The organism is Pseudoalteromonas sp. PAB 2.2 (assembly GCF_001938575.1).
GTDB classification, from domain to species: Bacteria; Pseudomonadota; Gammaproteobacteria; order Enterobacterales; family Alteromonadaceae; genus Pseudoalteromonas; species Pseudoalteromonas lipolytica.
In genome coordinates this window covers 685,736-700,398 of record NZ_LYPI01000007.1, presented here as the reverse complement: position 1 = coordinate 700,398, position 14,663 = coordinate 685,736, and the positions used below count along the sequence as shown (strand labels likewise).

Here is a 14,663-nt window from a genome sequence, read left to right as displayed (position 1 = left end):
ATGCGTGTGGTGCCCTCGTTTATAAAAAATTAGATACGGCTTGCTTTAAAGGAATAAATTATCTAGATTAAAATCATTAATAAAAGATAAAAAATTCAAAATGAAACAACACTGTTCATCCATTCTAAACACATTACCGCCGCATCGCTTAATGGCGTTAGACGTTATGCGCGGCTTAACCATCACCGCAATGATTCTAGTAAATAATCCAGGCAGTTGGAGCGCAATGTATTGGCCGCTAAAACACGCTGAGTGGCACGGCTGGACACCAACCGATTTAATCTTTCCCTTTTTTATTTTTATTGTTGGTATGTCGATTACTCTTTCTGTCGATAGCATGCGAGCTAAAGGGTTTAACCATGCTTATATACTAAAAATGGGGGCAATTAGAGCCGTTAAACTACTCGCTCTTGGTTGGTTTTTAGCACTGTTTTTTTATAATTTTCGTGATCCAACCTTTAGCTGGATTGATGACACACTTTTGCAACTGAGAGTACTTGGCGTGCTGCAGCGTATTGGCTTAGTGTATATCGTAGCACTGTGTTGTTACCTCTATTTAACGCCTCAAAAAATTGCATTAACCTGTATTAGCTTACTTGCAGTCTATGCTGTAGCGATGCTCTACCTTCCCTACCCACTGCCCAACGGAGATGTCGTTAATGGTTTATGGTTACACGGTAATAATTTAAGCGCGTGGATTGATAATGCAGTACTGGGCAGTCACCATGTTTATTATGCTAAAGCACAGCCCTTACCTTTTGACCCTGAGGGAATTTTCTCTACTTTGCCTGCCATTGCCAGCGCGCTGAGTGGCATACTGGCGGCGGTGTACTTAACCAAACAAACAGACCTAAAAAAACAAGCGCGCGTCTTTATCCTCACAGGTGTGTTAGCGGTTATTGCAGGCTACTTAATCTCGCCACTTACACCTATCAATAAAGCACTTTGGACACCAAGTTATGTGTTACTCAGCTCTGGACTTGCAATAATTACCTATGCGTTTTGCAGTGCAATTTTAGACATTTACAAAGTACGTGCATGGGGTGCTCCCTTCATTGTGTTTGGTGCTAACGCCATTTTATTCTTTATGTTTGCAGCCATACTGGCGCGGTTATTAATTATGATCCCCGTGGGGGATACAAGCTTAAAGGGCCTTATTTACCGCTCAATAAACACGTTGATCACAGATAACCACTTAGCTTCTTTTGTGTTTTCGTTGCTGTTTTTAGCTGTCTCATACGGTGTGATGTATGGCTGCTATAAAAAAGGCATTTTTTGGAAAGTGTAAATAATGAATTAAGCCAGTTGTGGCAACACAACTGGCTCGTTCTGGCTCGTTAATAGAACTGACTGTTAATAAGACAGGCTCCTAATTAACAGTGCTGCTTTGCTTATCAAGTAAATACAAAATAGATTGATAACTAATACCACTGTGCTCTGTTAAGCCTATTTCACAACTGCGGCTATTAGACACCCCTCGATTGCAGTTTTTTGGTACCTGTTGTTTGAGTGTTTTGAGCGCATTGGCGTTAAGCTTCGGCAGATTAAACCCTTTATCGCCAGCAAAGCCGCAGCATTCTATATCAGCCGGAATAATAACGTCTGAGCTGCATGCCTTGGCAAGTGTGACTAAACTTTGCTCTTTTCCTAACCGCTTTGAGCTACAAGTTACATGCAACATAATAGGCTCGCTTGTTTGAGTTACCTGCAAATGCGCTAAAAGCTGCTCGGTTGCAAAGTCTGCACTTTCGAAAATAGTCAGTTGCGTATTTTTTGCTGCATTCAATGTGGTTAAAGCGCAGGGACTGGCGTCAAAAACGATGGGGTATTCTCCATTATTTGAACAGTCAATTAGCTCTGTTAGTAATTGCTCACTTTTGCTTTTAAACTCTTTATTAAGGCCTTTACTCGCAAAGGGCATACCACAGCATAATGAATCTGGCTGCTTAGGGATGATAACTTCAAACCCTGCCTTTGCAGCTAACGAATGCATTACTTCGACAAGAGAACGCGTATCATCACTGCCTTTATCGGCAGCAAAAACCCGTCCTGCGCAGCTTGGCACATACACCATTTTTTTATGTTGCGGCTTTTGCTTTACGTGACAATTAATTGGTTGCTCAGCACGAGGCCACGCCGAAAAATACAAAGGCGTACCCAGTAGTCTATGAGCAGGTTTAGTTAAGCTCACAAGGTTGTTTGTGCCGATAGCTTTTTCAAGCACCTGCATCACATTTAAACCCAATCGTGCCCCACCTGCTATGACCGCAAAATGCTTACTCGCAAAGGCTGCAAGCGAGCGTGTGAGTTTGTTTGTAGCCGCTTTTTCGGCTCTTAATGATTTAATAAATTCGCCCGTGTTAATACCCACAGGGCATTTTAAGCCACACAGCCCTGTTGCTGCACACGAATCAATCCCCAGATATTTAAAGTCATTTTCAATAACGGTGAGCTTTTGATTTAACTGTTGCTTGGTTTTTAAATCGTCTGTTGCCTGCAACGCGGAGTGTAATTCAGTGCGATGACGCCACAAAGTTATACGCTGTCTTGGGGTTAGAGTGAGTCCTTTTGAAGGGCACACAACTTCACAAAAACCACATTCAATGCAGGTATCAATAATATCGTCACTTTTGGGCATGGTTTTTAAATGTTGCGTATGCGCATTTTTATCAGCATTGATGATCACCCCGGGGTTGAGTATATTTTTCGGATCAAACAATTGCTTAAGCTTCACCATCACGGCAAAACCATCATCGCCCCACTCTGTCGCCACAAAAGGCGCCATGTTACGGCCCGTGCCATGCTCTGCTTTTAGTGATCCTTTAAGCTCAACGGCGACTAAGTTGGCAACATCTGCCATAAATTGCTCATAGCGCGTTACTTGCTGCTTAGTATCGAATGCTTGTGTAAACACAAAATGTAGATTTCCTGCCAGCGCATGACCAAAAATGATCGCTTCATCGTAGCCATATTTTATAAAGAGCTGATGAAGCGCATTAACACCCAAAGCCAGCTTATCAAGGGCAAAAGCAACATCTTCTATAATTACTGTGGTGCCTGTTTCGCGCACAGCTCCCACCGCTGGAAATGTTCCTTTGCGAATATTCCACAGTGCGGCATTGCGTACGCTATCAGCCGAAAAGGCGATGGTAGCAAGCGCAGATTCGCTAAACTCATTAATTAACAGCTGCGTGGCGTGCGTAAGCTCATTGAGCGTGTGTGCATCTTCTGCTCTTAGCTCAATTAAAAGCGCCGCGGCGTGCTCTGGGTAATCAGCAACATTCTTGGGCATAATGGCGTGCTCTGCCACTGACATCAAGGCACGTTTATCAAGTAGCTCAACGGCGGCGACATCAAGCTCGCTAAGTCTTTGCACTAACTCACACACTTTGTTTATGTCATCAAAAATAAAGAAGCCGGTGTGCTTATGGCTGTGTTCAATAACCGTGTGGTAAGTGATATCGGCAATAAATGCTAACGTCCCCTCAGAACCAATGATCACATGCTTAATAATGTCTATTGGATCAGAAAAATCCAACAACGCATTTAAACCGTAACCGGTGGTGTTTTTTAGTCGGTACTTATGCGTAATTAGCTCACTGAGTGCAGCGTTTTGCTTAACACTGGCTACTAAATTCATTAACTCATTAACCCAATCGCTATGGGTGCTTAAGAAACGTTGGCAGCTGTGTTCGTCAGCCGTATTAAGTTCTGTGCCATCGGCAAAAATAAGCGTCATATCTTTTAGTGTATGGTAGCTATTTTGTGCGACACCACAGCACATACCAGAGGAGTTATTAGCGGCCATACCGGCAATTTTACAGCTGTTAATCGACGCAGGATCAGGACCAATCTTTTTACCATAAGGGGCCAACACCTGATTGACTCTAGCTCCAATAATGGCGGGCTGAAGACGAATTGCATCGGCGTTATCTAAAATTTCAAAGTTGCTCCAACTATCACACAGCAAAACCAAGACAGAGTCGGTAATTGCTTGGCCAGATAAGCTGGTGCCCGCAGCCCGAAAGGTAATAGGCACGTTATGTTGATTTGCCGCGCTAATAACCTGCTTTGCTTGTTTTTGGTTACTGACAAGAACCACTAACTCAGGAATTAAACGATAAAAGCTCGCGTCTGTTCCATACGCATAGCGGCGCGAGTAATCTTCTATTAATGCGGACTCTGGTAAAAAAGGTGTAATGTATTGTTTAAACGCATGCAATCGGGTTAATGCCATCTCGCCCCCAAGCTAGCCTTAATCTGGTGTGATAAATATGGAATATATTATTACTTTAATTTTAATCAAAAAGCGACTTATTAAATTGATAAATTATCAACTTCGTTCTGAGCAGGTCGGGTTTTCGTTATATTTTTTGGGGTTATAAGTAATATTCAGTGTTTTAACTACGCTTTTTGCAGTCCAAACCAAAAACCGTTAGGGTAGCAAAAAAATACTGTATTTCTATTTAAAAACACATTAACATCGAGAATAATTTATTCTTAAAATTAATTAAGCGTTTTGCTTTGGAGCTTGCTGTGTTAAATAAGTTTGCACTATCGTCACTGGTTATCGGATTAGGGTGTTTCATGCCATTACAATCATCATTTGCTGAGTCTGCGTTAACTTTAAAACAGCAGTTAGGGCAAAAACTAATGCTCGACTTACGCTATTACTGCGAACAAAAAATCGGCGAGCAAGACATCGGCGATAAAAAATGCCGCACGCCAGTTACACACTTACCCGCTGATTTAGCCAATATCATCACTAAACATAATATTGGTGGCGTAATTTTATTTGCCGAAAATATTGATACCGTGCCGCAAGTAATTAAACTTAATAACGACTTACAAAAAGCCGCGGCTAAGTCAGCGTTAGGCTTACCTTTGTTTATCTCGATTGACCAAGAAGGTGGCCGGGTTGCTCGTATACCACGCGATGTAGGCACGTCATTCACGGGCAATATGTCGATTGGCGCAACGTATAAAGAGCATGGAACTCACTTTGCCAAAGAGTCCGCTCGGATTATTGCCGATGAACTGCTCGCTCTGGGCGTTAACGTAAATTATGCGCCGACGGTTGATGTAAACATGAACCCTGATAATCCTGTGATCAACGTACGCTCTTACGGTGAAGACCCCCAATTGGTAGCTAAACTGGGTGGCGCTCAAGTGGCAGGCTTTGAAAATAATGGGGTTATTTCATCGTTAAAGCATTTTCCGGGGCACGGCGATACCAATGTCGATAGCCACACAGGCCTGCCTAAAGTGATGCACGACAAAGAGACTATTTGGCAACAAGATTTACCGCCGTTTAAAGAGATCATTAAAAACCAGCAACCGGGTATGATAATGACCGCGCACATACAGTACCCAGCGCTTGATAACAGCACCTTTGTGAGCAAAGAAGGTAAAACCATGATCAAGCCAGCAACCATGTCGCGCAAAATCATCACCGATTTGCTACGCGATGAGCTTGGTTATCAAGGGGTTGTTATCACTGATGCCCTCGATATGGCAGGCATCAGCCATTTTTTCGAACCTATCGAAGCTGTAATCAACACATTTGCCGCAGGCGTTGATATCGCGCTGATGCCAATTGAAATCAGAAGTCCTAAAGACTTAGCCGTACTCGAAACACTGCTAGAGCGATTAGAAAACGAAGTAAAACGTGGCACCTTAAATGCCGATGAAGTGAGTGCATCAGCAACACGCATTTTAAAACTTAAAGAAAAATTCAACCTAACAACGCAGCTTGACGATGAAGCCGCAATTAAAAAAGCGCAGTTATTGCTTGGTGATCAACACCACCGAAAAGTAGAGGCAGAACTGGCATTAGCGGCCATTACCGAAGTTAAAAACGAAAAGCACACTTTACCGCTTAAACTTAAAGAAAACACCAAAGTGCATATAATTATGCCTGACACACGAAAATGTTTCGCTCTGCAACAAGCTCTGCTGGATAACACACACACGTTGTTAAGCTTTAGCTGCACCAGCTTGCAAGGCTTTGAACCACTTTCAACGTTAAAAGAGTTAAACGAAGCCGATGTGATTATTGCGGCGAATGCTTCACCAAAGCAAAGTGCTGTCGAAGTAGGTGGTATGGATGACTTGGCCGATAACCCAGAGTTTGCGATTGCGGACCAATCAGCCGCGCTAGAATCGTTACTTAAACAAGCTAAATTAGCAAACAAAAAGACCGTATTTGTCAGCTTACGCGCACCGTACGATATTGCCCAATTTGGCAAATTTGGTGATGCAGTCCTTGCCACCTATGCTTACAATATTGACGTGGACACTGACGAGAAAATCGCAGGCCCTGCATTCACAGCATTGGCAAAAGTTTTGCTGGGTAAAGCCCCTGCGAAAGGACAGCTTCCCGTTACAATTAACGGTATAAATTAATGTCTAATACCCTTAGATTGAACTGAATGTTATGGTTGGTTCAAGCTAAATACTGAAGGAGAGGCACGTGCAAAAAGATGCATCATTAACGACCCCAGCAGCGATTAGGAAATTGGTGCGGGCAGGTGACTACAGCGGTCATACTTCTGGCTTTGCTCCTGGTTTCGTGCAGGCAAATCTAGTTATTTTACCGAAACAATATGCGTTCGACTTTTTGCAATTTAGCCAAGCCAACCCTAAGTCATGCCCTATTATTGCAACCAGCCACTCGCCAGGTGTAACCGATATGCCAACCGTTGGTGAAGACATTGATATACGCAGCGACTTGCCTCGCTATCGCATATTCAAAAATGGTCAAATGGTTGAAGAAGTCACTGACATAAGCGATGTATGGCGTGATGATCTAGTGACCTTTCTAATTGGCTGCTCATTCTCATTTGAAGAAGCATTGATTGCCGCAGGGCTTGAAATTCGTAATATCACCGAGCATAAAAATGTGCCGATGTATGTGACTAATATGCCCTGTCAAAGTGCAGGAATGTTTCATGCAAATATGGTCGTAAGTATGCGACCAATGAAGCCTGCTGATGCGATTCGCGCTATTCAAGTGTGTAGCCGTTTTCCAAGTGTTCATGGCGCACCAGTTCATTTTGGTGACCCAGCAGCGATTGGTATAAAAAATATAAATAAGCCTGAATTTGGTGATGCTGTCATCATTAAAAATGGCGAAGTTCCGGTGTTTTGGGCCTGTGGTGTCACCCCACAAATTGCCATTGCGAATGCAGCACCCGATTTTTGCATTACACATAGTCCTGGTCATATGCTGATCACCGATATTCCAAACAGTAGAATGGCGGCGTTATAAAATGACCATGAAACTTAATTGCGATTTAGGCGAAAGCTTTGGCATGTGGAAAATGGGCCTTGATGAGCAAGTAATGCCACATATTGATATGGCCAATATTGCCTGTGGTTTTCATGCGGGTGATGCCGATGTAATGGCAAACACATTAGCCCTTGCCAAGCAGCATAATGTCACTGTTGGCGCTCATCCAAGCTACCCCGATAAACAAGGTTTTGGTCGCCGCTCAATGGCTTTAAGCGCTCAAGAATTGATAAATTGCCTGCATTACCAAATAGCGGCGATTGATGGCATGGCAGCAGTGCATGGTTTAACACTTAATTATGTGAAACCTCATGGCGCGCTTTACAATGACATGATGCGTGATGAGCGTATTTTAGAGAGTGTAATGCGTGCCGTTGCAAGTTACCCAAAGTCATTAAAATTAATGATTTTAGCCACCAATCAAGCAGATAAACACAAAGAACACGCAAGCGCACTCAATTTAGAACTTATTTTAGAGGCATTTGCCGACCGCCAATACACCGACGAAGGTACACTTGTGTCACGTAACCTTGCTGGCAGTGTACACGACAAGCCCGCGTTAATCGCACAAGTTAAACAGTTGATTAAACACGGTACTGTGACCACTCGAAGCGGTCAACAGTTAACGCTGAATGCAGATAGCCTCTGCGTGCATGGTGATAACGAAGCAGGCATTGCCCTAATTCAAGAGATTAAAACATTATGTCAGCAAGCCTAAGCGACGAAGCCCTCAGCCGACAAATTGAAACCATGATGGTTGAACAAAATCCACGTGGTATGCAGCATTTATACGCAATGCAAAGCACCGGCACGTACTTACGCGCAGCTCAGGCATTACATAAAGCAAATGGACCGGTATTAATTGGCACTGGATTTGCGGTTAATAACACCTTTGAAACCGATGGCCCGGTTGGTGCAATTGCACTTTATAGCGTGTTAGACACGCTAGGAAAACAGCCCATTTTAGTCACTGGCAACCCCCTTTACAGCGCATTAAAAAACGATTTTAACTGTTTTGAATTGCCGATTAACAGTATAGAAAATGCCCGCACCTTTAGCATTAAAGCGCTTGAGCAATTAAAGCCAGATTGCCTACTGTCAATCGAACGTCCGGGGCTTAATGAGCATCAACGTTATTACAATATGCGTGGTATCGATATTTCGGAGCACTGTGGCTGTTTTGATTTTTTTATAACAGAAGCAACCTGCCCAACCATAGCAATAGGCGATGGTGGCAACGAAATTGGCATGGGTAATCTTGCAAAGCATATGCATGGGCTCAACATAACACCCAGTGTAACGCCTTGCGATGAATTACTACTTGCCGATGTATCTAACTGGGCAGCCTATGGCCTTATCGCATTTTTAAGCCGCTGGCATAACACCGATTTTTTGGCTGATATAGAGCCTTTGAACATTTTGCAATACCTGAGTGAGCGCGGCAGTGTGGATGGTGTTACCCATAAAAACGAGCTCACTGAAGACGGCCTTCATGCAATGCATGGCCAACAATTAATAACTCGGCTTCGCCAACTTACTAGACAGAATGAGGTTTAACAATGGGTACGGTATACCTAAACGGTGAATACCTAAGTGCTGATGAAGCAAAGATTTCACCAATGGATCGCGGCTTTTTATTTGGTGATGGCATCTATGAAGTGATCCCATCTTACAACGGTAAAATGCTCGGCTTTGGTGCGCATATCGAACGCATGAATAACGGCTTAAATGAGCTCGAAATAAAGCTAGATTACAGTGCTGATACGTGGCGTAAAATTTGTAACGACTTATGCGAAAAAAACCATGGTGATAACCTAGGCATTTACTTGCATGTTAGTCGTGGTGCCGACACAAAACGCGCCCACGGCTACCCAAGCAATATCACGCCAACCGTATTCGCCTTTGCCTTTGAAATTCCTGCAGAGCCCAAAAGCGATGTCGACAGTGCAACAACGTACACGGTATCACTTGAGCAAGACCGTCGTTGGCAACGCTGCCATATAAAATCAACAGCGCTACTTGGCAATGTTATGCATTACCAACATGGCGCAGCGGCAGGCAACAAAGAAACGATTTTATTTAACCGCTTAGAAGAAATTACCGAAGCAAGCTCAAGTAATGTGTTTATTGTTAAAGAGGGTGTGATCAGCACTCCACCACTTGATAACCAAATTTTACCGGGGATCACTCGCTGGTTAATCCTCAATATTTTACACAGCCACAGTGATTTTAAGGTGCAAGAGCGCATTATAAGCAAAGATGAGCTACTCGATGCCGACGAAGTGTGGATCACCAGCGCCACCAAAGAAGTGGGCCCAGTGGTAAAAGTGAACGGTAAATTGGTGGGTGACGGTAAACCGGGTGCAGTATGGCAACAAGTACAAAGCTTGTTTACCAAGCATAAATTTGATTACTAGTTAAAATTAGAAATCTAAAAAATGCCTACTTAAAGTAGGCGTTTTTGTTTTATCTGCTATTTGCTGCTTTTTGGCTCAAACGGCCAAGCCTGTAATAGACCGTCACTGGTTTCTGAATACAACTGCGTACCATCGTAAGCCACACTCAGCACCGAGGTACGTTGGCGCTGCTGTTTTGCTTCATATTCAGCGATTAGCTCGCCATCAGCAACACGGTATAATCGCATCTTCATTTTTGGCGATCCCGTTAATAGCCATTTGTCTTGATTGATAAATTGCGATGCGGTGAACTCAATAAAGTTAGAGTATGAGGCTACCTCAGCAAGCTCTTTTTTATTGGCTAAATCAAAGAAAATTCGGTCATCGACCGAGTCGATTGCAAAGCCTAACGTGCCTGCTTTATTTAAGGTGACGCGATTCACTCTGGTAGCTAAACGCTGTTCAAAGCGTGTACTGCCATCACTCGTTGACCAAAGCTTAACGTATTTGTCGCTCGAGCCGGTAAACGCCCATAGCCCATCAGCCGACAACGCCACGCTATTAATATCAAGACGATGAATGTCAAAGCGCTTAGTATCGCCCGTACGGGTATTTATTACCTCAGCCTTGCCGCTACGATAAGCAATCACTAATGTATCGCCTGACGCTGAAATAGCGATATCTCTGGCTATCTCCTGCCCTGTTAGCCAAGAGCTAATACTTCGACCCGTGCGGGTATCAAATAAGGTCACCGATAAACGATTAGAAATATAAAAACGCGATTTGTTAGCACTAAACCCCGCAAGCTCTACATGCTCAGCGCCCTGCCCTGTTATGCAATCGTATAGACGTGCTTTTAACTGGTTATCCCAAACACACACTTTAGACTCAGTTGCGAGTAGAGAGTGACTGGCATCTTCAGTCAATGCTGCGGCACTTAATAACTCATCACCATGAGCAAATTCATCCTTTGCAGGCGCGGTATACACCTCACCCCCACCACAACCCACAAGGCTTAAAGCAAATAAACAAGAAAGCGATTTAAGCAATTTCGACGTCATACTACTACTCTTATTTTTATAATTATTTTGTATAGCAGCAGTGTAATAAAAATAAGTAGAAGTGGGTAGGAGTTCTGACTTTAGCTGTCAGCTTTCGATGGTTAGTGGTTAGTGGTTAGTGGTTAGTGGTTAGTGGTTAGTGGTTAGTGGTTAGTGGTTAGTGGTTAGATAGTCGAGGTGCGAGGTAGGAGGTGCTTTAGCGCCGAACAAAAGCCGCCCCATCACAGCTTAAGATAACCCCACGATTTTCTTGTAGGCGTGAAATTTATTTCGCGCGAGGCCGTCACCAGTTGGGCGAGGTAGGAGGTGCTTTAGCGCCGAACAACAGCCGCCTCATCACTGCTTAAGGTAACCCCACGATTTTCTTGTAGGCGTGAAATTTATTTCGCGCGAGGCCGTCACCAGTTGGGCGAGGTAGGAGGTGCTTTAGCGCCGAACAAAAGCCGCCCCATCACAGCTTAAGGTAACCCTACGATTTTCTTGTAGGCGTGAAATTTATTTCGCGCGAGGCCGTCACCATTTGTGCAATGTGGCAGATGCGAGGTAGGAGGTGCTTTAGCGCCGAACAAAAGCCGCTGCTACATTTGCTAGGCCCTATTTTCTAGTGCCTAGCGCCTGCTCACTTTCCTCACCCATGTGTAAAACAAAACACATTAAGTTTATTACCATCTAGGTCTCTAAAGTAACCGGCATAGAAACCGGGCATTTCGCGAGGACCCGGAGCACCTTCATCTGTTCCACCGAGTTCAATGGCTTTTTTATAAAATTCATCAACTTGAGCTGGTGTTTCAACGGCAATCGCAATCATCGTACCGTTACCAACAGTAGCTTTTTCATCATTATAAGGTTTTGTAACTGCAAAGCCTGGTTTATCTTGGCCTGTGCTCCATGCCACAAAGCGGTCAGTTTCTAAAAAGCGCTCAGCGTTTAAGGTAGAAAAAAGTTCATCATAAAACTTCACCGCTTTAGCTAAGTTATTCGTGCCTAACATTATGTAACCAATCATTTTCTGCTCCTTAAGAAAAAATAGTGTGTTCAACATAGAAGGGAATTGGGCATCTGTCTATTGATTTTTCCATTCATCGCAATGAACTATATTTTTATGGTTTGCTACTTTATAACAGAATATACACCGACCAATAACAAGGAATCATTATGAAGTTCAAAGCGTCTTTGGCGTTACTTGCTGTAGCCAGCTTTTATAGCCACGCACAAACTAGCAACACATTCCAACTTGAAAATGTCTTCGATCTTGAATACGCGAACCAATTAGAAATGACAAAAAATGGCGAGACCATTTTTTTCGTACGAAATCGAATGGACATTAAAACCGATCGCAAAGTCAGTAATATTTGGTCGGTTAATCCTGATGGTAAAACAATGCTACCGCTTACATCCGGCGTACATATGGATTACTCACCTGTGTTGTCGCCAGACGAAACTCGCTTGGCATTTATTTCTACCCGTGATGGGAGTAGCCAAATTTATGTTAAGTGGCTAAAAACAGGGAATGTCGCAAAAATTAGTAACCTAACGCAAAGTCCGGGTGGTTTAACATGGACGCCAGATGGTAAAAATTTGGTGTTTAGCCAATTTGTTCCTGAAAAATCAGCCGGCCCTGTGTCTTTACCGGGCAAGCCTGAAGGCGCTAAGTGGGCGGAGCCTGCAAAATATATTGATGACGTCTATTACCGTGCCGATGGGGGCGGTTATACAAAGGCGGGTTATCGCCATTTTTTCATGATCAGTGCAACTGGCGGTAACGCGCGTCAGCTGAGCTTTGGTAACTTTGATCATGGCGGCTCAATTAGCTTTAACGAAACGGGCGATGCTTTTTATTTTTCAGCTAATCGTCATGAAGATCATGAGTTAAAACCTACTAACTCGGAAATTTACAAATTAAACGTAGCTGACTTATCAATTTCACAGGTGACCGACCGGGTAGGTCCTGACTCACGACCAGCAGTCTCTCCCAATGGCCGATACCTTGCCTACACAGGCTACGATGATAAAAAAACAAACTATGAAAACAGTGACATTTACCTTCTTGATTTTAAGTCTGGTGAGACCTCAGTTTTAACAACAGACCTTGACCGTAGCGTTGAAGAAATTAAGTGGGATGATGACAGTAGAGGCATTTACTTTAGCTATGACAGCGAAGGGAAAACGCATTTAGCGTACCAACCTCGAAACGGTAAACACAAGGTTATTACCGAGAAGATAGGCAGTGTGGCATTTGGTCGCCCGTATTCAGGCGGAGATTTTGATGTAAGCGAAGACGGTGATGTTGCAATTACACTGGCTGACACTCAGCGCCCTGCAGATATTGCATTAATTAAACGCGGTAAAGTGAATCGTTTAACTCAACTTAACGAAGATGCACTTGGCAACAAAGAGCTGGCTAAAGTGGAAGAAATTTGGGTTAAATCAAGCCATGATGGCTTAGCTGTTCAAGGGTGGATTGCCTACCCTCCTGGCTTTGATAAAAACAAAAAGTACCCATTGGTACTCGAAATCCATGGTGGGCCCGTTGCAAACTATGGACCTCACTTTAGCCCTGAAGTTCAGTTGTTTGCTGCGAAGGGCAATGTCGTTCTATACATGAACCCACGTGGCAGTGACTCATACGGTAAAGAGTTTGCGCAAACAATTCATCATAACTACCCAAGCAATGACTTTGATGACTTGATGACAGGTGTCGATGCGGTTATCGCTAAAGGCTTTATTGATGAAAGCAAACTGTTTGTTACTGGAGGCTCAGGTGGTGGCGTATTGACGGCATGGATTGTGGGTCATACTGACCGCTTTGCAGCTGCCGTTGTTGCGAAGCCGGTTATCAATTGGATCAGTTTTGTACTAACTGCCGACTACTATCCTTTCTTTGCTGATTATTGGTTTCCGGGCAAACCTTGGGACAATATTGAGCATTATATGAAACGCTCACCCATTAGTTATGTAGGTAATGTAAAAACTCCTACTATGCTATTAACGGGTGAGTCTGATTATCGCACGCCGATTTCTGAAACAGAGCAATTCTATCAAGCGTTAAAGCTACAAGGTGTTGATACGGCAATGGTACGCATTCCAAATGCGTCACATGGCATTACAGCTCGTCCATCAAACTTAATGAGCAAAGTAGCGTATATTCAATGGTGGTTTGATAAGAACAGTGGAAATGATTAACAACATAGAGCGAAGCAAGAACGTTTCATTTGCGCAAGGTGAACTGATTTCGTGACGCAGTTTCGTTTAACTTATCGCAAAAAGTATTAGACGCGATTTTATATCGCGTCACTTGCAAAGCATAAAATGTAAAATAGTTTCGCACATACCAGTAGCAGTGGCTTTATGCCGTGTCATGAATAAAACCATTACGCGGGGTAAACCCGCTGTTACTTTTTGACTTTACTCTTAACCATTATTGTAAACCCCCTTTACAGTACATATGTAAGTAACTCCTTACATACATTTCTCAAATATCGGACATAGTCTCCTCATCAGTTAGTAAAAAATCGGTTTATGGCCAATATCAATAACTTGAGTTGGTAAAAAATCGGTTTGTGCCGCTAAAAAGCTAGCATCAGTTAGTAAAATTTTGGTTTGTAGGTCGTTTAAGTTGGTAAAAAATCGGTTTATAAACGAAGTTCTCCTCGCAAATTACCGCCCCTAATCAGCTATAAAAGCCAATTTTGGCCTTTTACCCACACTTATAAGCAATAAATAGGCTGAATCAACCAAGAAATAGCGGAGGTAGTTAAATCCTGATCCAAAAAATGCAGGCTGGTAAAAGCATGATCTGTCTTTTCTAAAAGCTAGTAAATGGCTGATCCAAGACTTAGTTAAACTCTGATCTGAGGTGCGAGATGCTAGGTGCGAGATGCGAGTTACGAGGTGCGAGATGCGAGATGCGAGGTG

10 protein-coding genes are annotated in these 14,663 nt (G+C 43.3%); 7 read left to right on the top strand and 3 right to left on the bottom strand.

Going from position 1 to position 14,663, the window contains the following annotated elements; translation table 11 throughout:
* The first annotated feature begins 100 nt into the window (after nucleotides 1-100).
* A complete protein-coding gene (locus BWD47_RS03520) occupies nucleotides 101-1,288 on the top strand; it encodes an acyltransferase family protein (protein WP_075593382.1) in 1,188 nt (395 codons plus the stop codon).
* Nucleotides 1,289-1,369: 81 nt separating this feature from the next.
* Here BWD47_RS03520 and BWD47_RS03515 read toward each other — a convergent pair whose 3' ends face one another.
* The gene (locus BWD47_RS03515) at nucleotides 1,370-4,237 is read right to left on the bottom strand and encodes an FAD-binding and (Fe-S)-binding domain-containing protein (RefSeq protein ID WP_075593381.1); all 2,868 of its coding nucleotides are present in this window, start codon (nucleotides 4,235-4,237) and stop codon (nucleotides 1,370-1,372) included.
* A gap of 350 nt (nucleotides 4,238-4,587) precedes the next feature.
* Between BWD47_RS03515 and BWD47_RS03510 the strand changes: the two genes are divergently transcribed.
* The 5 genes from BWD47_RS03510 to BWD47_RS03490 all read left to right on the top strand — a co-directional run bounded on the left by BWD47_RS03510 (nucleotide 4,588) and on the right by BWD47_RS03490 (nucleotide 9,708).
* The gene (locus tag BWD47_RS03510; protein WP_036972975.1) at nucleotides 4,588-6,405 is read left to right on the top strand and encodes a glycoside hydrolase family 3 protein; all 1,818 of its coding nucleotides are present in this window, start codon (nucleotides 4,588-4,590) and stop codon (nucleotides 6,403-6,405) included.
* 67 nt (nucleotides 6,406-6,472) lie between these two features.
* Nucleotides 6,473-7,270, top strand: coding sequence for a putative hydro-lyase (locus tag BWD47_RS03505; protein WP_075593380.1), 798 nt, complete (start codon nucleotides 6,473-6,475; stop codon nucleotides 7,268-7,270).
* Nucleotides 7,271-7,277: 7 nt separating this feature from the next.
* A complete protein-coding gene (locus tag BWD47_RS03500) occupies nucleotides 7,278-8,009 on the top strand; it encodes a 5-oxoprolinase subunit PxpA (RefSeq protein ID WP_075593467.1) in 732 nt (243 codons plus the stop codon).
* Nucleotides 7,994-8,848, top strand: coding sequence for a glutamate cyclase domain-containing protein (locus BWD47_RS03495; protein WP_075593379.1), 855 nt, complete (start codon nucleotides 7,994-7,996; stop codon nucleotides 8,846-8,848). Before BWD47_RS03500 ends, BWD47_RS03495 begins: the two co-directional genes overlap by 16 nt.
* 2 nt (nucleotides 8,849-8,850) lie before the next feature.
* Nucleotides 8,851-9,708: an aminotransferase class IV gene (locus BWD47_RS03490; RefSeq protein ID WP_075593378.1), complete on the top strand. Its 858-nt coding sequence runs from the start codon at nucleotides 8,851-8,853 to the stop codon at nucleotides 9,706-9,708.
* Nucleotides 9,709-9,764: 56 nt separating this feature from the next.
* Here the strand turns inward: BWD47_RS03490 and BWD47_RS03485 are convergent, their stop codons facing one another.
* Entirely contained in the window at nucleotides 9,765-10,748 is a 984-nt protein-coding gene (locus BWD47_RS03485; protein ID WP_075593377.1) for a WD40 repeat domain-containing protein, read from the bottom strand.
* 628 nt (nucleotides 10,749-11,376) lie between these two features.
* Entirely contained in the window at nucleotides 11,377-11,754 is a 378-nt protein-coding gene (locus tag BWD47_RS03480) for a VOC family protein (RefSeq protein WP_065979219.1), read from the bottom strand.
* A gap of 149 nt (nucleotides 11,755-11,903) precedes the next feature.
* Between BWD47_RS03480 and BWD47_RS03475 the strand changes: the two genes are divergently transcribed.
* A complete protein-coding gene (locus BWD47_RS03475) occupies nucleotides 11,904-13,931 on the top strand; it encodes a S9 family peptidase (protein WP_065979218.1) in 2,028 nt (675 codons plus the stop codon).
* Nucleotides 13,932-14,663 lie beyond the last annotated feature (732 nt).